This window comes from Kitasatospora sp. NPDC004614, assembly GCF_042873675.1.
In the GTDB taxonomy this organism is placed as follows: Bacteria; Actinomycetota; Actinomycetes; order Streptomycetales; family Streptomycetaceae; genus Kitasatospora.
Genome location: NZ_JBIALR010000001.1, coordinates 744,421 through 766,461, shown reverse-complemented (window position 1 = coordinate 766,461; position 22,041 = coordinate 744,421). Strand labels below are relative to the sequence as shown.

General features: G+C 72.9%; 22 protein-coding genes. 16 read left to right on the top strand and 6 right to left on the bottom strand.

What is annotated here, in order from left to right; all coding sequences use genetic code 11:
* Positions 1 to 10: 10 nt before the first annotated feature.
* The 12 genes from ACFYST_RS03250 (at position 11) to ACFYST_RS03195 (ending at position 11,214) form a co-directional block, all read left to right on the top strand.
* Entirely contained in the window at positions 11 to 715 is a 705-nt protein-coding gene (locus ACFYST_RS03250; RefSeq protein WP_387636824.1) for a response regulator transcription factor, read from the top strand.
* Positions 712 to 2,172 carry a sensor histidine kinase gene (locus ACFYST_RS03245; protein WP_387859505.1) on the top strand — a complete coding sequence of 487 codons (1,461 nt, stop codon included), beginning with the start codon at positions 712 to 714 and terminating at the stop codon, positions 2,170 to 2,172. The genes ACFYST_RS03250 and ACFYST_RS03245 overlap by 4 nt, the downstream gene beginning before the upstream one ends.
* Positions 2,173 to 2,268: 96 nt before the next feature.
* Positions 2,269 to 2,655 carry a hypothetical protein gene (locus ACFYST_RS03240; protein ID WP_387635051.1) on the top strand — a complete coding sequence of 129 codons (387 nt, stop codon included), beginning with the start codon at positions 2,269 to 2,271 and terminating at the stop codon, positions 2,653 to 2,655.
* A complete protein-coding gene (locus ACFYST_RS03235) occupies positions 2,652 to 2,855 on the top strand; it encodes a hypothetical protein (protein WP_387635054.1) in 204 nt (67 codons plus the stop codon). The genes ACFYST_RS03240 and ACFYST_RS03235 overlap by 4 nt, the downstream gene beginning before the upstream one ends.
* Before the next feature lie 398 nt (positions 2,856 to 3,253).
* Complete coding sequence (locus tag ACFYST_RS03230; RefSeq protein ID WP_387859503.1) at positions 3,254 to 3,754, top strand: cysteine dioxygenase; 501 nt, start codon at positions 3,254 to 3,256, stop codon at positions 3,752 to 3,754.
* Positions 3,748 to 4,146, top strand: coding sequence for a rhodanese-like domain-containing protein (locus ACFYST_RS03225; RefSeq protein ID WP_387859501.1), 399 nt, complete (start codon positions 3,748 to 3,750; stop codon positions 4,144 to 4,146). Before ACFYST_RS03230 ends, ACFYST_RS03225 begins: the two co-directional genes overlap by 7 nt.
* Before the next feature lie 76 nt (positions 4,147 to 4,222).
* On the top strand, positions 4,223 to 5,287 hold the full coding sequence (locus tag ACFYST_RS03220) for an ABC transporter ATP-binding protein (protein WP_387859500.1): 1,065 nt from the start codon (positions 4,223 to 4,225) through the stop codon (positions 5,285 to 5,287).
* On the top strand, positions 5,274 to 5,936 hold the full coding sequence (locus ACFYST_RS03215) for an ABC transporter permease (RefSeq protein ID WP_387635065.1): 663 nt from the start codon (positions 5,274 to 5,276) through the stop codon (positions 5,934 to 5,936). The genes ACFYST_RS03220 and ACFYST_RS03215 overlap by 14 nt, the downstream gene beginning before the upstream one ends.
* Positions 5,912 to 6,646 carry an ABC transporter permease gene (locus ACFYST_RS03210; RefSeq protein ID WP_387635067.1) on the top strand — a complete coding sequence of 245 codons (735 nt, stop codon included), beginning with the start codon at positions 5,912 to 5,914 and terminating at the stop codon, positions 6,644 to 6,646. The genes ACFYST_RS03215 and ACFYST_RS03210 overlap by 25 nt, the downstream gene beginning before the upstream one ends.
* A complete protein-coding gene (locus tag ACFYST_RS03205; RefSeq protein ID WP_387859499.1) occupies positions 6,643 to 7,557 on the top strand; it encodes an ABC transporter substrate-binding protein in 915 nt (304 codons plus the stop codon). Before ACFYST_RS03210 ends, ACFYST_RS03205 begins: the two co-directional genes overlap by 4 nt.
* Positions 7,558 to 7,842: 285 nt before the next feature.
* Entirely contained in the window at positions 7,843 to 9,891 is a 2,049-nt protein-coding gene (locus ACFYST_RS03200) for a carbohydrate binding domain-containing protein (protein WP_387859497.1), read from the top strand.
* Between the two features lie 228 nt (positions 9,892 to 10,119).
* On the top strand, positions 10,120 to 11,214 hold the full coding sequence (locus ACFYST_RS03195) for a hypothetical protein (protein ID WP_387859496.1): 1,095 nt from the start codon (positions 10,120 to 10,122) through the stop codon (positions 11,212 to 11,214).
* A 245-nt stretch (positions 11,215 to 11,459) separates the two neighbouring features.
* Here ACFYST_RS03195 and ACFYST_RS03190 read toward each other — a convergent pair whose 3' ends face one another.
* The 5 genes from ACFYST_RS03190 to ACFYST_RS03170 form a co-directional block, all read right to left on the bottom strand.
* Positions 11,460 to 12,731, bottom strand: coding sequence for a multidrug effflux MFS transporter (locus ACFYST_RS03190; protein ID WP_387859494.1), 1,272 nt, complete (start codon positions 12,729 to 12,731; stop codon positions 11,460 to 11,462).
* Positions 12,732 to 12,811: 80 nt separating this feature from the next.
* Entirely contained in the window at positions 12,812 to 13,297 is a 486-nt protein-coding gene (locus tag ACFYST_RS03185; RefSeq protein ID WP_387859493.1) for a hypothetical protein, read from the bottom strand.
* 172 nt (positions 13,298 to 13,469) lie between these two features.
* The gene (locus tag ACFYST_RS03180) at positions 13,470 to 14,345 is read right to left on the bottom strand and encodes a hypothetical protein (protein WP_387859492.1); all 876 of its coding nucleotides are present in this window, start codon (positions 14,343 to 14,345) and stop codon (positions 13,470 to 13,472) included.
* A 13-nt stretch (positions 14,346 to 14,358) separates the two neighbouring features.
* Positions 14,359 to 14,715, bottom strand: coding sequence for a hypothetical protein (locus ACFYST_RS03175; RefSeq protein ID WP_387859491.1), 357 nt, complete (start codon positions 14,713 to 14,715; stop codon positions 14,359 to 14,361).
* A gap of 43 nt (positions 14,716 to 14,758) precedes the next feature.
* Complete coding sequence (locus tag ACFYST_RS03170; protein WP_387859490.1) at positions 14,759 to 15,952, bottom strand: acyl-CoA dehydrogenase family protein; 1,194 nt, start codon at positions 15,950 to 15,952, stop codon at positions 14,759 to 14,761.
* A gap of 183 nt (positions 15,953 to 16,135) precedes the next feature.
* On the opposite strand from ACFYST_RS03170, the gene ACFYST_RS03165 reads away from it, so the two are divergent.
* A complete protein-coding gene (locus ACFYST_RS03165; RefSeq protein ID WP_387859489.1) occupies positions 16,136 to 17,131 on the top strand; it encodes a chitinase in 996 nt (331 codons plus the stop codon).
* Between the two features lie 114 nt (positions 17,132 to 17,245).
* Positions 17,246 to 18,652, top strand: a complete 1,407-nt coding sequence (locus ACFYST_RS03160; RefSeq protein WP_387859487.1) for a class II fumarate hydratase — start codon at positions 17,246 to 17,248, stop codon at positions 18,650 to 18,652.
* 63 nt (positions 18,653 to 18,715) lie between these two features.
* Here ACFYST_RS03160 and ACFYST_RS03155 read toward each other — a convergent pair whose 3' ends face one another.
* Positions 18,716 to 19,168 (bottom strand): SPW repeat protein, encoded by a 453-nt coding sequence (locus ACFYST_RS03155; RefSeq protein WP_387635096.1) that lies wholly within the window; start codon positions 19,166 to 19,168, stop codon positions 18,716 to 18,718.
* Positions 19,169 to 19,365: 197 nt separating this feature from the next.
* Between ACFYST_RS03155 and ACFYST_RS03150 the strand changes: the two genes are divergently transcribed.
* Both ACFYST_RS03150 and hppD read left to right on the top strand, forming a co-directional pair.
* Positions 19,366 to 20,682, top strand: coding sequence for a phosphoribosyltransferase family protein (locus ACFYST_RS03150; protein WP_387859485.1), 1,317 nt, complete (start codon positions 19,366 to 19,368; stop codon positions 20,680 to 20,682).
* 134 nt (positions 20,683 to 20,816) lie between these two features.
* Positions 20,817 to 22,028, top strand: a complete 1,212-nt coding sequence (hppD, locus tag ACFYST_RS03145) for a 4-hydroxyphenylpyruvate dioxygenase (protein ID WP_387635100.1) — start codon at positions 20,817 to 20,819, stop codon at positions 22,026 to 22,028.
* Positions 22,029 to 22,041 lie beyond the last annotated feature (13 nt).

Below are 22,041 nucleotides of genomic sequence, written 5' to 3'. Positions count from 1 at the left end.
GGTGGCCAGGATGGTCGGGCGGGTACTGGTGGTGGACGACGACGCGGCGATCCGGCGGAGTCTGGAGCGGGGGCTGCGGCTGAGCGGTTTCGCCGTGGCGCTCGCCGCGGACGGGCCCGGCGCGCTCGCGCAACTCACGGACGCGCCACCGGACGTCGTGGTGCTCGACGTGGGCCTGCCGGGCCTGGCGGGCACCGAGGTGTGCCGGACGCTGCGGGCCCGCGGCGACGACACCCCGGTGCTGATGCTGTCCGCGCTGGACGAACTCGCCGACCGGGTGGCCGGGTTGCAGGCGGGGGCGGACGACTACCTGGTCAAGCCGTTCGCCCTGGAGGAGCTGGTGCTCCGCCTGCACGCCCTGCTGCGCCGCCGACCGCCCCAGCCCTCCGGCCTGCTCCGGGTGGGCCCGCTGCGGATCCACCCGGAGACCCGCGAGGCGTTCTGGGAGGACGACGAACTCCGGCTCACCCGGCGCGAGTTCGAGCTGCTCACCCAGTTCGCCCGCAACCCGGGCATCGTGCTCTCCCGGGAACTGCTGCTGGACCGGGTCTGGGGCTACGACTTCGACGTCCGCAGCGACGCCGTCGACACCTTCGTCTCCTACCTGCGCCGGAAGCTGGAGGCGTCCGGGCAGCGGCCCCGCCTGATCCACACCGTGCGCGGCGTCGGATTCGTCCTGCGCGTCCCCAACTCCGGTGAGATCGGCGCGCGTTGAAGCTCTCCACCCGGATCGCGCTCGGCGCCGCGCTGCTGGTGCCGCTGCTGGTGACCGCCGCCGCGGCCCTGCTGCTGCCACTGGTCAACGCCGACCTGCACCGCCGCCAGGACACCCGGCTGGGCGACCGCGCCGCCGCGTTGCTCCCGAACGCCCGCGCCCTGCTGGCCGCCGGCAGCAAGGGCAGGCCGAAGGCCGAGCAGAACCAGCAGCGCAAGATGCTCGACGCCGCCCTGGACGCGGGCGTCCGCGTCACGGCCGCCGACGGCTCCGTCCTGCTGGCGGCCGGATCACAGCCCGACGATCCCCAACTGCTGCCCGCCGCCGGCACCGTGACGGTCCACGAGCGGGGCAACGCCTGGCGGGTCCTGACGGTGAAGCTGAACAGCGGGGACACCACCGGCACGCTGTGGGTGCTCTCCCCCGCCGGGCAGCCGGCCGACGAACTGCGGGCGGTGCGGCAGCGGGTGCTACTGGTGGCGCTGGTGGCGGCGCCGCTCTCCGGCCTGATCGCCTTCGCACTGGCCGAACGCGCCACCCTGCCGCTGCGCCGGCTGGGCCGCCGGGCGGCCGTGCTGGACCCGCGGACCGGGCACGCGGTGTTCGCACACTCCCGCACGGGCACCGCCGAGGTGGACGAACTCTCCGGTGCGATTGCCCTGTTGCTGTCCCGGTACGACGAGCAGGCGGCCCGCACCGCACAGGCCCTGGACACCGCGCGCTCGTTCTCCTCCGCCGCCTCGCACGAACTGCGCACCCCGCTGATGAGCCTGCGCACCAACCTGGACGTACTCTCCGCGCACCCGGACCTGCCGGAGGCCGAACGCGCCGAGATCCTGGCCGAGTTGCAGCAGGACCACGCCCGCACGGTGGACCTGCTGAGCGCCCTGTCCACGCTCGCCCGGGGAGACCTGGTGGAGCTGTCCGCGTTCGCCCCGGTGGACTTCGCCGAGCTGGTCGACGCCGCCGTCGAGCAGGCCCGCCGCCGCCACCCGGGGGCCGCCTTCCGCGCCGAACTCCCTTCGGAGGTGCGGGTGTTCGGCTGGGAGTCGGGCCTGCGCATCCTGCTCGACAACCTGCTCGGCAACGCCGCCGTGCACGGCCGCACCGCCGAACGGCCCGCCGAGGTGGACGTCCGGCTGCGGATCGAGGGCGGCGCCGCGCACCTCACCGTCGACGACCGCGGCCCGGGCATCCCGCCCGCCGAACGCGCCGCCGTCTTCCGCCGCTTCCACCGCCGCCCGGACAGCCCGGGCTCCGGCCTCGGCCTCACCCTGGTCGCCCAACAGGCCGCCCTGCACCGCGGCTCCGTCACCGCCACCACCCGCCCCGATCCCCCGGGCTGCCGCCTCGACCTCCGCCTCCCGCTGCTCCGCGAGCACGCCCCCGCGCCCGAACTCCCCGCTCCCCGCGCCTGGTTGACCGCGACGGAGGAGCCCGCCGGGACGGATTCCTGACCGGGCGGGCGTTCCACAGGGTTTCCACAAGAAGCCCCCGTACGGTCGCGTCCACGGCCGGGCGGTCCGGCCGTGAGAAGTGGGAAGGGGACTGCCATGCGGATCAACCGGACGGTCGCCGCGGCCGGAGTGCTCGCGCTGGCGGGCGCGCTGCTGGCGGCGGGGCCCGCACAGGCGGCGAACGGGTCGGCGCCGAAGGGCGACGGGGCGAAGTCGATCTGCAAGCGGCTGCCGAAGACCGAGGAGAAGATCGACAAGGCGCTCACCCGGCTGCACGGGGACGCGAGCGTGAACGGCTCGATCGCCCGCCTGGAGCAGCGGGTGGACGACGCCAAGAAGGCCGGCCACACCGAGGTCGAGAAGTACCTGAACGACCGCCTGACGGCGCGTCGCGGCCTGGTGTCGACCCTGGACACCCGCAAGGCGGACCTGAAGTCGGTCGCGGACTGGTGCGCGAAGAACGCCCCGGCGGCCTCCAAGTGACCCGTCGCCCCACCGCCGCGGCCGCCGCGCTGGCCGCGCTCGCGCTGGCCTCGGCGGCCCTGCTGACGGCCTGCGGCCCGACCGCGGCGCCGGCCGACGGGCCGGACGGCTCGCAGGTCCAACAGCAGATGCAGCAGAAGGTGGACGCGGCGGACAGCGCCGCCGCCCAGGCCGATGAGAACGCCGGCCAGGACAACTGAACCCACCCCGAGAACCCCGGTGGCCCGTGCTCTCCCCGGAGCGCGGGCCATCGGTTTTTTGCCGTTTTCTCGGCTGGCGAGACAGAAGTGCTCAGCATTCGATCGGAGCGTGGCGGAACTTGACGCGCCGCCACCGCGTCCTGAAGCATCGGCGGCATGAACCGCGGCACCTTCCTGGTCTGCCGCCTGCACGTCGATCTGCGACGCCAGGCGAGCGACATGTGTGCCTGTTGACCTTCCCTCGGTAACCTCCGCACGCCCCTGTGAGTCGAGCCAGGGCCGTCGCGCGATCCCACGCAGCACCCCCGAATCCGCCCGTCCGGCGGTACGCCCACCTGCCTTCCAGCCGCCCGCCGAGCTCCGGCGACGGCTGCCCCGGCACTCCCCGGAGGAGACCCATGCCCGCCGTCCCGGCCACCCCCGTACTCGATGCCCCCGCCCGCCCGCCGCTGTCGCCGAACGCGCTGCGCCGGATCGTCCGCGACCTGGCCGAACGCCCGGAGCGCTGGCTGCACCGGGTACGGCTGGCCGCCGAGGACCGGTGGTACGAGCGACTGGAACTGGCACAGGACTACGAGGTGTGGCTGATCAGCTGGCTGCCGGGGCAGTCGACGGGGTTCCACGACCACGGCGGCTCGCGCGGGGCGTTCACGGTGGCGCTGGGCGAGCTGGAGGAGCTGGCGCTGGCCGGTCCGGAGCACGGCCTGACCTCGCGCCGGCTGACGGCGGGCGCCGAGCGGGCGTTCGGGCCGCAGTACCTGCACGATGTGCGCAACACCTCGCCGGGGCCGGCGGTGACGCTGCACGCGTACTCGCCGCCGCTGAGCGAGATGTCCCGGTACGAGCTGCGGGCCGGCGGCCTGGTGCGCACGGCGACGGAAGGACCGGAGCAGTGGTGACGACGGTGGATCAGCTGGTGGCGCGGGCCCGCGCGGGGATCGAGCGGCCGGGGCCGGAGCAGGCGTGGGCGGCGGTGACGGCCGGCGCACGGTTGGTGGACATCCGTCCGGCGGCACAGCGTGCCCGGGAGGGTGAGATTCCGGGTGCGCTGATCATCGAACGGAACGTGCTGGAGTGGCGGCTCGACCCGACGGGCAGTCACCGGATTCCCGAAGCAACCGGACACGACGTGCCGTGGATTGTAGTCTGCTCGGAGGGCTACGCCTCCTCTCTCGCGGCAGCCTCGCTACGGGAGTTGGGCCTGTTCAGGGCGACCGACCTGGACGGCGGGTTCGTGGCCTGGGCTGCGGCCGGCCTGCCCACCCGTTCGGTGGATCAAGGTTTGCGGTGACCGACTCATGGGAAGCCGGACAGACGTATTCAGATCAGTGTTCGATTATTCGCTCGGCCATCGCTAGGACCCTTCCGTGATCAGATTCGAGGGCGCCGCCAAGCGCCACCCCGACGGCACGGTGGCCGTCCGAGGCCTGGACCTCGACGTACCGGCGGGCCGGACCACGGTCCTGGTGGGCCCGTCCGGCTGCGGCAAGACCACCATCCTGCGGATGGTCAACCGGATGGTGGTGCCGACCGGCGGCAAGGTCCTTCTTGACGGCACCGACGTCGCCACCCTGCCGGCGGCCCAGCTGCGGCGCGGCATCGGGTACGTCATCCAGCAGGCCGGACTGTTCCCGCACCGCCGGGTGATCGACAACGTGGCCACCGTGCCGCGGCTGCTCGGCTGGGACCGCAAGCGGGCCCGGGCCCGGGCGGCGGAGCTGCTGGAGCTGGTCGGCCTGCCGCCGGAGACCGCCCGCCGATACCCGGCGCAGCTCTCCGGCGGCCAGCAGCAACGGGTCGGCGTGGCGAGGGCGTTGGCGGCGGATCCGCCGGTGCTGCTGATGGACGAGCCGTTCAGCGCGGTCGATCCGCTGGTGCGCGCCGGGCTGCAGGAGGAACTGCTGCGCCTACAGGCCGAGTTGGGCAAGACGGTGCTGTTCGTGACGCACGACATCGAGGAGGCGGTGCGGCTCGGCGACCGGGTGGTGGTGCTGCGCGAGCACGGCGAGATCGCCCAACTCGCGGACCCGCACACCCTGTTGACCGCCCCGGCGGACGCGGGGGTGGCCGCCTTCCTGGGCCGCGACCGGGGCCTGCGCGGTCTGGGTCTGCGCCCGGCCGCCGACGTCCCGCTCGCCAAGCTCGAACCGGCCTACGACGACTGGGCGTTGACGCTCGACGCGGACGGCCGCCCCGAGCACTGGGTGCGCGGCGACCGGCGCCACCCGGTGCCGGTGTTCGCCCCGGCCCGGGACAACCTGCGCTCGGCACTGGACGCCGCGGTGCTGGCCCCGTCGGGCCACGCCGTGGCGGTGGACGCCGAGGGCCGGGCGATCGGCACCGCGAGCCGGGCCGCCGTGGTGGCCGCGCTCGCCGAGCCGGGGACGGACAGGCACGAGTCGGGGGCGCAGGTGAACCATGCTGGACGGTGAGCCGCTGGTGCGCTGGCACTGGCTCGGCGACCACCTGGGCTACCTGGCCGGTCTGACGGGCGACCACGCGGTGATCGCGCTGGTCCCGGTGCTGATCGGCCTGCTGCTGGCGGTGCCGCTGGGCCTGGCCTGCACCCGCTACCCGCGGCTGTACCAGCCGCTCGCGGCGGTGTTCAACGTGGTGTACGCGCTGCCCTCGCTGGCGGTGTTCGTGGTGCTGATCCCGTACACCGGGCTGGCCACCCGGGAGACCGTGATGGTGCCGCTGACGTTCTACGCGCTGGCGGTGCTGCTGCCGACCACGGTGGACGGGCTGCGGGCCGTGCCGGAGCCGGTGCGGCAGGCCGCCACGGCGATGGGCTACGGGCCGTGGCGCAGGCTGGCCGCCGTCGAACTCCCGGCCTCTGTGCCGTACTTGATAGCGGGCCTGCGGGTCGCCGCGGTGTCCTCCATCTCGCTGGCGGCGGTCGGCGCGCTGATCGGCCGGGGCGGGCTCGGCTACCTGTTCGTGGACGGCTTCCAGCGGACCTTCCCGACTCCGATCCTGGCCGGGATCGTGCTGGTGGCGCTGCTGGCGCTGGTCTGCGACCTGCTGCTGGTCGCGGCCCGCCGGGTGCTGGCGCCGTGGGCGACGGGGGTGGCGCGGTGAACTGGTTCGGCTGGCTGCACGACTTCTTCGCCGACCCGGCGCACCGGAGCGGGCCGGACTCGATCCTCAACCGCGTCCTGGAACACCTGGTGTTCTCCGCCGAGGCGCTGGCGCTCGCCACGCTGCTCGCGGTGCCGCTGGGCCTGCTGATCGGCTACACCGGGCGCGGCCTGTTCCTGGTCACGGCGCTGACCGGCGTCGCCCGCGCGCTGCCCACCCTGGGCCTGGTCACGCTGGCGGTGCTGCTCGCGGGCGTCGGTGACACCGCGGTGCTGCTCCCGCTGACGGCGCTCGCCGCGCCGCCGCTGCTGGTGGCCACCGCGGAGGGCATCCGCGGCACCGACCCGGACGTCCGCGACGCGGCCCGCGGCATCGGCCTGACCCACCCGCAGACGCTCTTCCAGGTCTGCCTCCCGTCCGCTCTGCCCACCCTGCTCGCGGGTGCCCGCACCGCCGCCGTCCAGGTGATCGCCACCGCCACCGTCGCCGCCTACGTCGGCCTCGGCGGCCTCGGCCGCTACGTCATCGACGGCCTCGCCACCCGCAACTTCCCCACCACCGTCGGCGGCGCCCTCCTGGTGGTCCTGCTCGCCGTCGCCGTCCAGCTCCTTTTCGCCCTGCTCATCCGGTACGCGACGCCACGCGGCGCGCGCACCGCCCCTGTTGACGAACCCGCGGGCCTGCCCGCACTTGCAAAGGACTCGATATGACTTCCCGTCCGGTCAGAACCGCCGTCGCCGTCGCCGTGCTGATGCTCGGCGCGGCGGCCTGCTCCTCCTCCGGCGGGGGCGACCCGTTGGCCGCGAAGTCCCCTGCCGCGCCCGGAGGTTCGGGGAAGACCGTGGTGGTGGGATCGGCGAACTTCCCGGAGAACGTGCTGCTGGCGTCGATCTACTCGCAGGCGTTGCGGGCGAAGGGGGTGAAGGTCGAGGAGAAGTTCAACATCGGGAGCCGGGAGGTGCTGTACGGGCAGTTGCAGTCCGGTGCGCTGACGGTGCTGCCGGAGTACAACGGTGCGCTGCTCGGCTACCTGGACGCCAAGTCGACGGCGACCGGCAAGGACGCGGTGAACAGTGAGCTGGCGTCCAAGCTGCCGGCGGCGCTGGGGATACTCGACTCGGCGCCGGCCGAGGACAAGGACTCGCTGACGGTCACCCAGGAGACGGCCGACAAGCTGGGTGTGAAGTCGATCGCCGATCTCGCGGACAAGGCGCAGGACCTGGTGGTGGGTGGCCCGCCGGAGTTCAAGTCGCGGCGGGAGCAGCAGTTCAAGGACGTGTACGGGGTCACCTTCAAGGAGTGGAAGCCGACCGCCGACACCACCGCCAACGCGCTCAAGGACGGCACCGTCCAGGTCGGCAACGTGTTCACCACCGACCCGAAGATCGTCCAGCTGAAGCTGGTGTCGCTGAGCGACCCGAAGAACCTGTTCAGCTCGCAGAACGTCACCCCGCTGGTGAACAAGACGGGCATCGACCCGACCGGGGCGGCCGCGCTGAACGCGGTCTCGGCGAAGCTGGACACCGCCGGGCTGACGGCGCTGATGAAGCGCGTCGCGGTGGACAAGGAGGACCCGTCGGCGGTCGCCAAGGACTGGCTGAAGAGCAACGGCCTGAACTGACCCGCGCCGCCCGTCGGCCCCGCACCCCTCGGCATCGGGTGCGGGGCCGACGGCATGTCAGGACACCTGGTGGGACGGACAGTTAGGAGTCTTGACAGATGAGTGGTCCAGACCAACCATGGGAGCGTTGTTTTCCCGACCGGAAACGCATCGTGGGGGTGTGACCACCGGCCGGGGCTTCGTACGCCCCGCACCACCCCGGCACTCCCTGTACCAGGCCGACCACCCCTGCCCCGTGCCCGAACTGCGGCACGAGGCCATCCACCCATGCCTGATGGAGCCTCGATGCGCCTTCACCGACCACTCCAAGCGCTGCTCGCCACGGGCGCGATGGCGGCCGCCTCGCTGGGGCTGATCTCCGCCCCCGCGCAGGCCGCCACTCCGCTGCCGCAGCACGTCTTCGCCCCGTACTTCGAGTCCTGGACGGGCGAGAGCCCGGCCGCGCTGGCCTCCCAGTCCGGCGTCAAGCACCTCACCATGGCGTTCCTGCAGGCCGCCACCAAGGGCTCCTGCACCGCGCTGTGGAACGGCGACACCACGATGCCGGTGTCCAACTCCGTGTTCGGCGCCGACATCGCGACCATCCGCGCCAACGGCGGCGACGTGATCCCGTCCTTCGGCGGCTACACCGCCGACAACACGGGCACCGAGATCGCCGACTCGTGCACCGACGTCAACCAGATCGCCGCCCAGTTCGAGAACGTCATCACCACCTACGACGTCTCCCGGATCGACCTGGACATCGAGGACAACTCGCTGACCAACACGGCCGGCATCGACCGCCGCAACAAGGCGATCAAGATCGTCGAGGACTGGGCCGCCGCCAACGGCCGCTCCATCCAGTTCAGTTACACGCTGCCGACCACCACCAGCGGCCTGGCCTCCAGCGGCCTCGCGGTGCTGAAGAACGCCGTCACCAACAACGCGCGCATCGACGTCGTCAACATGATGACGTTCGACTACTACGACAACCAGCCGCACGACATGGCCGCGGACACCCAGACCTCCGCGCAGGGCCTGTACAACCAGCTGGCGAAGCTCTACCCGACCAAGACCTCCGCCCAGATCTGGGGCATGATCGGCATCATCGAGATGCCCGGCATCGACGACTTCGGCGCCGCCGAGACCTTCACCGTCGCCAACGCCACCACGGTCTACAACTGGGCCGTCTCCAAGGGCATCAACACGCTGTCCTTCTGGGCGCTGCAGCGCGACAACGGCGGCTGCGCCGGCACCGGCGGCCGTGACGACTGCTCAGGCATCGCGCAGAACAAGTGGGACTTCAGCCACATCTTCTCGCAGTTCACCAGCTCGACCGCGCCGGCGAACGACTTCTCGGTGGCGCTCAGCCCGACCACCGGCTCGGTCGTGGCGGGTTCCTCGACCTCGACGACCATCAACACGGCCGTCACCTCCGGCACCGCGCAGAGCGTCAACCTGTCGGTGGCCACCCAGCCCGTGCCGGGCCTCAACGCCTCGCTGAGCGCCTCCACCGTCACCGCCGGCGGCTCCGCCACGCTGAACGTCTCCACCACCTCGGCCGTGCCGAACGGCAGTTACCCGCTGACCGTGACCGGCACCGGCGCGAGCGGCACCCACTCGGCGACGTACACGCTGACCGTCACCGGCGGCACCACCGCCTCCGACTTCTCGCTGTCGCTCTCCCCCGCCGCGGGCAGCGTGCAGGCCGGCTCCTCCGCCACCAGCACGATCAACACGGCCGTCACCTCCGGCACCGCCCAGGCCGTCGGCCTGTCGGTCTCCGGCGCCCCGGCCGGCGTCACCGCCACCGTCAGCCCGGCGAGCGTCACCGCCGGCGGCTCCGCCACGCTGAACGTCGCCACCACCGCCTCGGCGGCCCCGGGCACCTACAACCTGACCGTCACCGGCACCGGCGCGGGCCGGACCCACACCGCGACGTACGCGCTGACCGTCACCGGCGTCACCCCGCCCACCGGCCTGGTCAACGGTGACTTCGAGTCCGGCAACCTCGCCCCGTGGACCTGCCAGAGCGGCGCCGCCGTCGTCGGCAGCCCCGTGCACAGCGGCTCCAAGGCGCTCCAGGTCACCCCGACCGCCGGCACCACCGGTGAGTGCGACCAGACCGTCACCCTCGCCCCGAACCACGCGTACACCCTGACCGCCTGGGTCCAGGGCCCGTACTCCTACGTCGGGGTCACCGGCGGCGCCACCGCCTCCACCTGGGCCAACGGCACCTCCTGGGCCAAGGTGAGCGTCCCGTTCACCACCGGCGCCAGCGGCACCGTCACGGTCTACCTGCACGGCTGGTACGGCCAGGGCGCGGTCTACGGCGACGACTTCTCCATCGCCTGACGCACCCTTCGGTGAAACGGCCGCGCCCGGCCGGTGGCTCCTTCCCCGCCACCGGCCGGGCGCGGCCCGTTGTCCCCGGTTCCGCTCGCCGCGGTGCGGCCGACACACCCGATCGACTACCGAGAGTGTCGATGTGCTCACCGTCCGCGAACCTACTGTGGGCATATGAGACGACTAAATCCCACCGTGCGTGCAGCGTGCGCGGTTGCTCTGAGTTCCGGTCTGGTCGTGGCCGTGCCCGCCGCCTTCGCGGCCCGGGCACTGCCGTCGGCGGTGCAGGGCCCCGACGGGACGGTGGACCTCGGGTTCACCGGCAGCCCCCAGACCGTCACGGTGCCCGACGACGTGTGCCAGGTGGACGTCACCGCTTTCGGCGGGGCCGGGGGTACCGCGGTCTACGGTTCGTCCGGCGGGCTGGGCGGCGAGGTCCGCGCGACGCTCGACGTCCACGGCGGCCAGGTGCTGACGGTGAACGTGGCCGGTGCCGGGAGCGGCGGCAGCCTCACCGACGGCAGTCCGCCGCACGGCGGATACGGTGGCGGCGGCCAGGGCGGCGCCTACGGCAGCGTCCCGATGCCCGGCAACGGCGCCACCGCGGCCGGTGGCGGCGGGGCGACAGCCGTGTCCCTCGACGACATCACGGTGATCGTCGCGGGCGGCGGAGGCGGCGGCGCCGGAAGCTTCGCCAACACCGACACCGGACGCGGCGGCGACGGCGGCCAGAGCGGCGAGCCCGGCCAGACGCCCACCACCCCGGGCGGCGGCCAGGGCGGCGCCTCGGGCGGCGACGGCGGCGGGGGCGGGGCCGGCGGAACCCCAGCCTTCGCCGGTGACCAGCCGGGCGCGGCCGGCGGCGACGCGAACGGCATGATCGGCGGATCCGGCGCGCTCAACCTCGCCGACCCCCACATGGGCGGCGGCGGAGGCGGCGGCGGTGGCGCCCACGGCGGCGGTGCGGGCGGCTCGTCCACCACCGGCACGCTCGACGGTGGCGGCGGCGGGGGCGGCTCCAGCCTCGGCCCCGCCGGAGCCCAGTTCGCCACCGGGGTGCGCAGCGGCGACGGCGAGGTCCTGCTCCAGTGGATTCCCTGCGGCCCCAGCCCCAGCCCGTCACCGAGTGTCAGTCCGACGGGCGAGGCGTCCACCTCACCGGAGCCGACGGGCGAGGCGTCCACCTCACCGGAGCCGACCCGCACGCCGGCGGCACCCGCGCTTCCCGAGACCGGCGCTTCCACGACCGGTCCGCTGGCCGCCGTCGCCGCGCTGACCGCCGCGGCCGGCGCCGCGCTGCTCCGCGTCGGCCGCACCCGCCGCAGGCACTGACACCGGCCGATGCCGCCTCCTGCTCCCGTGGTCACGCCGCGGCCGCCGTCCGGTTCGGGAGCGGCGGCCGCTGCCACTGGCCCCCGGCCGGCCCTCACCGGGGACCGGCCGCCGTCCGCGACGGGCAGTGAGGCGATGCCCTGCGGTGCGGTGGTGACGGACGAAGTGCTGCGCCCGTCACCACCGCTCGGCGCCCGGCGCCGCCTCCGACCTGCCTGCCCGGACGCCGGTTCGCCGACGGCCCGTCACTCCCGGCGGGTCGCCAGCGGCAGGAAGGACAGCAGCGCCAACAGCGAGCAGCCCAGCACGATCACGCCGAGCGCGGTAGCGGACGGGTGGCCGCCGGCGCTGCTGAGCGGAGCGACCAGCGAGCCGCACAGGAAGGTGCCGGTGCCGAGCAGCGCGGACGCCGAACCCGCCGCGTGCGGCGCCATGGTGAGGGCCTGTCCGTTGGCGTTCGGCATGATGACGCCCATCGAGCCCATCAGCACCGCGAGCGCGGGCCACACCCCCGCCAGGCCGGTGTCCCAGACGGTGGTGCACAGCACCACCGCGACGCCGGCCGCCACGGCCACCGTCAGCGCGGAGACCAGCAGCACCGGCCCGGGGAAGCGCTGCACCAGCACCCGGCCGTTCAGCTGGGTGACGGCCAGCAGCGCGATCGAGTTGACGGCGAACACCAGGCTGTAGGTCTGCGGGGAGATCTGGTACACGTCCTGCAGCACCACCGACGAGCCGCCGACGTACGCGAACAGCGCGCCGAACGCGAAGGTGCTGGTGAGCAGGTAGCCGAGGAACGGGCGGTCGCCCAGCAGCCCGCCGATGGCGCGGACGGTGGTGCCCAGACCGTCGCCGTGGCGGCGTTCGGGTGGCAGGGTCTCGCGGATGCCGAGCGCGGAGCCGACGGTGAGCAGCGCGCCGAGCACGGTCAGGATGAAGAAGGTGCCGCGCCAGTCGGTGATGTGCAGCAACTGGGCACCGACGACGGGGGCCAGGATCGGGGCGAGGCCGGAGATCAGGCCCATGGTGGCGAGGAAACGTATCATCGCGACGCCTTCGAGCCGGTCGCGGACGATCGCCCGGGCGATCACCAGCCCCGCGGAGCCCGCCACGCCCTGGAGCGCGCGGCCGGCCACCAGCATCGGCATAGAGGTGGCCAGGGCGCACATCACGCTGGCCACGGTGTAGAGGGCGAGACCGGCCAGCAGCGGGCGGCGGCGGCCGATCCGGTCGCTGAGCGGGCCGAACAGCAGCTGGCCGGCGGCCATGCCGAGCAGCGAGCCGGTCAGGGTGAGCTGGGCGGCCGGGGCGGTGGAGTGCAGGTCGGCGGTCAGCTCGGGCAGGGCGGGCAGGTACAGGTCGGTGGTGGTCGGCCCGAGCGCGGCGAGGCTGCCCAGGACGGCCACGGTGGCCGCCACGAACGGGGCCTTGCTCGGTGCGCCGGATATGGAGTCGGGTCGGCCTGGGGCTGCGGGGACGGTCTGGTCGCCGTCGGCATCGACGGTCGGGCCTGGCATGGTGCTCCTCGGGGTGGCAGGTATGCGCACCGTCCTATCGCATCCGCCGGGTCGCCCGGAAGGCCGGGCCCCGCGCTGTCTCAGTGCACGGGAACGCCGCTGGGCCGGGCGCTGGCCGCCACCGCGGCGTCCTGCCAGCCGTACAGCTGATCGCCGATCAGCGCGACGTCGTACAGGCCGCAGTGCGCGGTCGCGCGCTGCGGGGTGTCGCGCGGGAACCAGTGCGCGCTCAGGTGGACGCTGCCGACCGGCCGCCCCTCGGTGCAGCCGGCGGGCAGTGCGCGGTCGGGGAGCGTAGCGCGGATCAGCCGGTCTCCGTCCTGGCTGCCCGTCAGGAACGCTATCCGCACCGCCGTGTCGGGCAGCCAGCCCGGCACCTGGCTGCCGGCCGCCTTGGCGGCGGCGCCCGTCGGGAAGCGCAGGGTCTGGTCCATCCGGTCCTGCGCCTCCTGAATGGTGGCCGGTGCGACCATCACCACCAGCGCCGCGACGGCCGCCCCGCCGAACACCAAAGCCGTCGCCTGCCGCGCGCCGCCCATCCCTGCCCACCCCATCCCGCCGCTCACCGTCCCCTCCATGGTGGCCCCGCCCCGGCCCCCCGCCCATGCGCACCAGGTACCGACCTGGATCGTCCCGCAGGCTGACCCCCCGCCCACCGCGCCCCGACTTCCGGCGGAGACCACCCCACCCACAAGGGGGACCCAGGCCCTGACATGGATCCAGGGACGAGATGCCCGGTCAGGCCCGCCGGGGCGTCAACCACCGTTCTGCGCGGCCCTGTTTGTCGGAGTCTCCGGAGCGGCGGGCGTGCGCCAGCAGTCGGGCGCGCAGCGCTACGGGCACACGGGCGAGGTCCCGCTTCTGGCGGGGGCGGGTCTTCCAGCCCACCAGGTGCCGGACGGCCCCCGCGTCGTGCCGCTCGTCGGCCCGCGGGTCGGTCAGCGCGGCGAGCAGGTCGGTGATCGGGACGTCGGCGAGCAGTTGGCCGGGTACGTCCTCGTGGATGGGGTAGCCGGAGCAGCGCCCGCTGCCGGCGCCGTGCCAGGCGAGCAGGGCCAGCGTTCGCTCCACCGGGTCGGGGAAGGTCAGTTGCAGTCGGTCCGTGAGTTCCGCGAGCAGTTCGGGGGAAGGCATGCGGCCGGTGCGGGAGAGGTCGAGGATCCGGTCGGCGGTCTCCTCCAGTCCGGCGGGTATCGCGGCCAGCCAGTGGTGCTGTTCCTCGGCCGTTTTCTCCGCTTGTCGCCGGTCTGCCTCGAACTGCCGCATGGGGCCGGGCATGCCGTGCCCGGCCAGCCAGGCGAGGAGCGGGCGGCCGTCGGTGAGGACGGCGTCGCTCTCCCACTCGTCCCACCTCAGTGTCGCCCCGTGGTGCAGGAAGAGGACTGCGAGCGGCCCACCGTTCCGGTCGAACACCTCGAAGCGGACGTCACCGAGGCACATGCACTGGATCCCGGGCAGCGATTCCACGGCCATAACCGTCCTGAGCCGGGCCGACTCCGCCGGGTCGGAGAGATCCACCCGGAGCTCTCCGTCCAGCCCGGACCCGGGCACGGGGCTCACCCGGACCAGGTGCGCCTGTTGCAGCACGCTGTCCAACGCTGTTGTCACGTCCATGGACCGATCCCCTTCAGCGGAACTCGTGGACGACCTCGATCTGCCCCACCAGGTGCCGGTTGAACTCGGTCAGCTCCTCGGCGGGTACCCACAGTTCGAGGATGGTCCGGCCGCCGGCCTGCTGCACGGGGTAGCGCTTGAGGAACTCCGTCTCGACCTCGAAGCGGGTGACGTACCCGGCGCCGGATGCCGGGACGTTCCAGTCCCGGGCGATCCGGATCGCGTAGTCCTCGTTCAGGACGGGGTAGAAGATCGGCTGTTCGGGCAGCCGGGGCGGCCAGGCGCGCCAGCCGGAGGCGGCGACCAGGGCCAGTTCCTTGGGGCCGGTGGGGCGCCAGAGGGTGGTGGTCGGGGGCCGGTGCGTCGTCATGTCGTCACCGTAGGGGGCGCGCCAGGGCTCTGACCAGCGAATATCAGCGGTAGGCGGACTCGCCGGTGATGGCCTCGCCGAGGACCAGGGTGTGGATCTCGGAGGTGCCCTCGTAGGTGAGGACGGATTCGAGGTTGTTGGCGTGGCGCAGCACGGGGTAGGCGGTGGTGATGCCGTTGGCGCCGAGGATGGTGCGGGCGGTGCGGGCGATCTCCAGGGCGGTGCGGACGTTGTTAAGCTTGCCGAAGGAGATGTGGGCGGGCTGGGCGCGGCCCTCGTCCTTGAGACGGCCGATCCGGACGGCGACCAGGTAGGCCTTCTCCAACTCGAGGGCCATGTCGACGAGTTTCTGCTGGGTGAGCTGGAAGCCGCCGATGGGGCGGCCGAACTGTTCGCGGTCGCGCGCGTAGTCGACGGCGGCCCGGAAGCAGTCGCGGGCGGCGCCGACGGTGCCCCACAGGATGCCGTAGCGGGCTTCGCCGAGCGAGGAGAGCGGGGCGCGCAGGCCGCGGGCGTCGGGCAGCATCGCCTCGGCGGGCAAGCGGACGGCGTCGAAGGCGAGTTCGCTGGTGACGGAGGCGCGCAGGGAGAGCTTGCCGGGGATGTCGCGGGCGGTGAAGCCGGGGGTGCCCTGCGGGACGAGGAAGCCGCGCACGCCGTCCTCGGTGGCGGCCCACACCACGGCGACGTCGGAGACCGAGCCGTTGGTGATCCACATCTTGGCGCCGTCGAGGATCCAGTCGGTGCCGTCGCGCCGGGCCCGGGTGCGCATCGCGGCCGGGTCGGAGCCGACCTCGGGTTCGGTCAGGCCGAAGCAGCCGACGGCCCGTCCGGCGGCCAGCTCGGGGAGCCAGCGCAGCTTCTGCTCCTCGGAGCCGAAGGCGTGGATGGAGCGCATGGCGAGCGAGCCCTGCACCGAGACGAAGCTGCGCAGCCCGGAGTCGGCGGCCTCGAGTTCCATGCAGGCGACGCCGTACTCGGTGGCGGTGGAGCCGGTGCAGCCGTAGCCGTCGAGGTGCATGCCGAGGACGCCGAGCTTGCCGAGTTCGGGGGCGATCTCGCGGACCGGGAAGGTGCCTCGTTCGAACCAGTCGGCGAGGTGCGGCCGGATGTGCCGGTCGGTGAAGGCGCGCACGGTGTCGCGGATCAACCGCTCGTCGTCGGTGAGCAGTTCGTCGACGCCGAGCAGGTCGAGCGGGTCGGGGCGGCGGGAGGCGGAGTCGGGGGTGGTGGCCATCGGGCGGGCTCCTCGGAGGGTTGCGCGGAACGGGCTACCGAGGAGTATGCCGCCCGTCGGGCCCGGAGTCTTGACGCGGTCAGGGCGAGCTGATTCCCTGTCAGATCAGGAAACTTTCCTAACAGTTGAGCGGTCGGGCGACCCCTCGCCCCGCCGCGTCCGCGACTCCCGGAACGGTGACCCATGGCCATCCCCGCCCCCGCCCGTCCGCTGCTCGCCCTCGCCGTCACCGCCGCGCTGTCGGCCGGCGCACTCGCCCTGGCCCCGGCCGGGCAGGCCGCCTCCCCCGACCCGGTCGGCCTCAACGCCCCTTACGAGTACCTGGGTTGGGGCAGCCCGCAGGACCCGGTGCAGGTGATGCGGGCCACCGGCGCCACCCAGTTCACGCTGGCCTTCATGCTCTCCGACGGCGGCTGCAACCCGAAGTGGGACGGCTCCCGGGCGCTCACCGGCGGCAGCGACCAGCGCACCATCGACGCGATCCGCGCCGCCGGCGGCGACGTGCTGGTCTCGTTCGGCGGCTGGGACGGCAACAAGCTGGGCGAGAAGTGCAGTTCGGCCTCCGCGCTGGCCGGCGCGTACCAGAAGGTGATCGACGCCTACCGGTTGAAGGCGATCGACATCGACATCGAGAACACCGAGGCGTCCAACGCGACGGTCCGGCAGCGGGTGATCAGCGCGCTGAAGACCGTCAAGACCAACAACCCGGGCCTGAAGGTGTACGTCACCTTCGGCACCACGCCCTCCGGCCCGGACTCCACCGGCACCGACCTGATCAAGAAGGGCGCGGCGGCCGGCCTCGCGGTGGACGGCTGGACCGTCATGCCGTTCGACTTCGGCGGCCACAGCGGCGCGATGGGCACCGTCTCCACCCAGGCCGCCGACGGTCTGAAGAACGCGGTGGCGAGCGCCTACGGCTACGACTCGGCGACGGCGTACAAGCACATCGGGATCTCCTCGATGAACGGGAAGACCGACGAGGCCGACGAGACGGTCTCCACCGCCGACTTCACCACCATGCTGAACTACGCCAAGGCCCACCACCTGGCCCGGTTCACCTTCTGGGCGGTCAACCGCGACCGCCCGTGCCCGTCCGGCACCTCCGCCGGCGACACCTGCAGCGGGATCGGCCAGTCCGCCTACGCGTTCACCAAGGTCATCGCCTCCTACCACGGCTGATGCCGCGTCGGCCCGCGCCACCGTGGGGGATGGCGCGGGCCGACACACACGTCCGCAGCCGCGGGAATGCCCGGGGCCCGTGGAAGGCTGACGGGACCAGGAGGTGTCCCAACCATGGCGGACAGCAAGAACGAGCAGGGCTGGCGGACCGAGCACGACTCGATGGGCGAGGTGCGGGTGCCGGCCGCGGCCAAGTGGCAGGCGCAGACGCAGCGCGCGGTCGAGAACTTCCCGGTGTCGGGCCAGCGCCTGGAGCGCGCCCACATCGCGGCGCTGGCCCGGATCAAGGCGGCGGCGGCGACCGTGAACGCGCGCCTCGGCGTGCTGGAGGAGCCGGTCGCGGCAGCGATCCGGTCGGCGGCCGAGGAGGTCGCGGAGGGCCGCTGGGACGCGGAGTTCCCGGTGGACGTGTTCCAGACCGGCTCCGGCACCTCGTCGAACATGAACACCAACGAGGTGATCGCCACCCTGGCGAGCGAGCGCCTGGGCCGCCCGGTGCACCCGAACGACCAGGTCAACGCCTCGCAGTCGTCCAACGACGTGTTCCCGTCCTCGATCCACATCGCGGCCACCGGGGCCGTGGCGCACGAGCTGATCCCGGCGCTGGAGCACCTGGCGGGGGCGCTGGAGGCGAAGGCCGGGGAGTTCGCCGAGGTGGTGAAGTCCGGCCGCACGCACCTGATGGACGCCACGCCCGTCACCCTCGGCCAGGAGTTCGGCGGGTACGCGGCGCAGGTCCGCTACGGCGTGGAGCGGCTGACGGCCACCCTGCCCCGGGCCGCCGAACTGCCGCTCGGCGGAACGGCGGTGGGCACCGGTATCAACACCCCGCCCGGGTTCTCCGCCGCGGTGATCGCCGAGGTCGCCCGGGCCACGGGGCTGCCGCTGACGGAGGCCCGCAACCACTTCGAGGCGCAGGGCGCGCGCGACGGCCTGGTCGAACTGAGCGGCCAGCTGCGCACGGTGGCCACCGGCTTCACCAAGATCGCCAACGATCTGCGCTGGATGGGCTCCGGCCCGCGCACCGGCCTGGGCGAGATCAACCTGCCGGACCTGCAGCCGGGTTCCTCGATCATGCCGGGCAAGGTCAACCCGGTGCTGCCCGAGGTGGTGCTGATGGTCGCCGCGCAGGTGATCGGCAACGACACCACCGTCACGGTGGCCGGCGCGAGCGGCAACTTCGAGCTGAACGTGATGCTCCCCGTCATCGCCCGCAACGTGCTGGAGTCGGTGCGCCTGCTGGCGAACGCGGCCCGCCTGCTGGCCGACCGCACCGTCACCGGCATCACCGCGAACGCGGAGCGCACCCGCGAGTACGCGGAGTCCTCCCCGTCGGTGGTCACCCCGCTCAACCGGTACATCGGGTACGAGGAGGCGGCGAAGGTCGCCAAGCAGTCCCTCGCCGAGCGCAAGACCATCCGCCAGGTCGTGGTGGAGCGCGGCTACCTGGATCGCGGTCTGCTCACCGAGGCCCAGCTGGACGAGGCGCTCGACGTGCTGCGGATGACCCGGCCCGCGTAAGGGCCTGCGAACAGACGTCCGCCCCGGCGATGGGCCGGGGCGGACGTCTGGTCACGCGACGCGTCAGTGCCGTCGCCGCGAGGCCGCGCCGGAAGCTCCGGCGAACACCATTCCGACCGCGGCCAGGGCCAGCAGCGTCATGACGCCGCCCGTGATCGTGTTGGTGAGGATGGTCCGGCGGACGTGAGCTCCGCCGTTGACGGCCCAGGGCGCGATGATCGTCCACACGCCGATGACCGCGCAGGCCCAGGCGCGTGCGTGCGTGCGGCCCCATGCCGGGCCGTAGCCCGCCATCAGGACGGTGTAGGCGATACCGAGCACCAGGTTGCTGATAGCCAGGTTGGTGAAGCCGCTGAAGCCGACCACCCACGGCGAGATGGCGAGGAACAGACCGGCGCAGATCGCCAGTGCCTCCGTCCCCTGCCCCGCGTTCGTGGATGTCGCCCGTTCGGCGTGTTCACGCATCTCCAGGATGTCCGGGTGATGCTCCATGCCCGACGGCAGCTGGGTAGACACCTGGATCACCTCCTCGTTGTCAGGCCAATGCGAAACCACTTGGCCGGTACCCGGTCTGAGGTGAAACTAACGCTATCGGCCGGTTAATCCTTATTTTTTACTTATCACCCGTTCTGTCCTGTTCTGTGCCCTGCCGTCCCGACCTCTCCGCTCCCTCCCCGCGCGCGTACGGTGGAGAACGGAGAAGAGGTTCGCCCATGCACTTCACCGACCGGACCGAAGCGGGACGCCGACTCGCCGCCGCACTCACCGACACCCCCGCCAGGGCCGCCGACGCGCGGAACGCCGTCGTGGTGGCGCTGCCCCGCGGCGGGGTGCCGGTGGCGGTGGAGGTGGCGGCGGCCCTGGGGGCACCGCTGGACGTGTGCGTGATCCGCAAAGTGGGGGTGCCCGAGCAGCCGGAGCTGGCGATGGGCGCGGTCGGCGAGGACGGCGCCCGGGTGGTGAACCAGACCGTGGTGGACATGGCCGGCATCACGCCCGAGCAGTTCGCGGCGGTCGAGGCCCGTGAGCGCGCCGAGCTGGCCCGCCGCGCCGCCGCGTACCGGGAGGGCCGGCCGCCGGTGCCGCTGACCGGGCGCACCGTGCTGGTGGTGGACGACGGGGTGGCGACGGGTTCGACGGCGCTGGCGGCCTGCCGGCTGGTGCGGGCCCGGGGCGCGGCGCGGGTGGTGCTGGCGGTGCCGGTCGCCCCGTCCGACTGGACGTCCCGGCTGGCCGGTGCGGCGGACGCGTTCGTCGCGGTGCACACCCCGTCCCGGTTCATGGCCGTCGGCGAGTTCTACCAGGACTTCCGGCAGACCACGGACGACGAGGTGCTGGCGGCGCTCGAACAGGCGAACCGGCCGCGGCACTTGACGGTGGCCACCCACGAACTGGCCTTCCCGACCGGCCCGGCCGCCATCGCGGTGCCCGAACACCCCATCGGCGTCGTGCTGTTCGCGCACGGCAGCGGCTCCGGCCGGCGCAGCCCGCGCAACCGGCAGGTCGCCGAGCGGCTGCACCGCGAGAACCTGGCCACGGTGCTGTTCGACCTGCTGACACCGAGCGAGGCCGAGGACCGCTGGAAGGTGTTCGACCCGGGCCTGCTGGGCGGCCGCCTCGCCGAGGCGACCCGCACGGTGCGCCGCCACCCGCCGCTGGCGGGGTTGCCGTTCGGCTACTTCGGGGCGAGCACCGGCGCCGCCGCGGCGCTGTGGGCGGCGGCCGAGCGGGACGCCGAACCGGGCGCGATCGTCTCCCGCGGCGGCCGCCCGGACCTGGCGCGGGCCCGGCTGCCGCTGGTGACGGCGCCGACGCTGCTGATCGTGGGCGGCGCGGACCAGGACGTGGTGGAGTTGAACCGGCAGGCCCGCTCCGAGCTGCGCTGCGAGAGCGAGCTGCAGGTCATCCCCGGTGCGGGCCACCTGTTCGAGGAGCCGGGGGCGCTGGAGGCGGTCGCCGACCTGGCCGCGCTGTGGTTCGCCGGACACCTCACGGTGCGTCAACCTGGAGGGGACCGGCCGGAACACTGAGCAATCCGCCCAGTGGGACCGGCCCCGAGCTGCTCATCTTGTACACATTGAGCAGCCGGAATCGGACCTGTTGCCCACCTCACCGAGCTGGAGGAAGCTCCTCGCAACCCGACTCGACGTGGAGGAATGCACCAATGACCACCGACGCCGCTGTTGAACTGACTCCCGAGGAGCTGGCGGCCGGACTGACGGCCGAGCAGCTGCGCACTCTGGTGGGCCTGGTCGAGTACGACGCCTCGACCGACCCGTTCCCGGTGACCGCCCAGGACGCCGTCGTCTTCGTGGTCGGCAACGCCACCCAGACGGCGCAGTTCTACCAGGCCGTGTTCGGCATGGAACTGGTCGCCTACTCCGGCCCGGAGACCGGCCGCCGCGACCGCAAGGCCTTCGTGCTGCGCTCCGGCTCCTGCCGCTTCGTGATCAAGGGCGGCGTGCTGCCGGACAGCCCGCTGCTGGACCACCACCGCCGCCACGGCGACGGCGTCGTGGACCTCGCCATGGAGGTCCCGGACGTGGACAAGTGCATCGAGCACGCCCGCGCCCAGGGCGCCACCATCCTCGAGGAGCCGAACGATGTCTCCGACGAGCACGGCACCGTCCGCCGCGCCGCGATCGCCGCGTACGGCGAGACCCGCCACACCCTGATCGACCGCTCCCGCTACCACGGCCCGTACCTGCCGGGCTACGTCGCCAAGGAGTCGACCGTGGTCCGCCCCGAGGGCGCGCCGAAGCGGCTGTTCCAGGCGCTGGACCACGCGGTGGGCAACGTCGAGCTCGGCAAGATGGACGAGTGGGTGTCGTTCTACAACCGGGTGATGGGCTTCGTGAACATGGCGGAGTTCGTCGGCGACGACATCGCCACCGACTACTCGGCGCTGATGTCGAAGGTCGTCGCCAGCGGCAACCACCGGGTGAAGTTCCCGCTGAACGAGCCCGCGATCGCGAAGAAGAAGTCGCAGATCGACGAGTACCTCGAGTTCTACACCGGCCCGGGCTGCCAGCACATGGCGCTGGCCACCAACGACATCCTCACCACCGTCGACGTGCTGCGCTCGCGCGGCGTCGAGTTCCTGAACACCCCGGACTCGTACTACGACGACCCGGAGCTGCGCGAGCGGATCGGCAAGGTCCGCGTCCCGATCGAGGAGCTGAAGTCCCGCGGCATCCTGGTGGACCGCGACGAGGACGGCTACCTGCTGCAGATCTTCACCAAGCCGATCGGCGACCGGCCGACCGTCTTCTACGAGTTCATCGAGCGGCATGGTTCGCTGGGCTTCGGCAAGGGCAACTTCAAGGCGCTCTTCGAGGCGATCGAGCGCGAGCAGGACCGGCGCGGCAACCTCTGACGGGCAGTCGGTA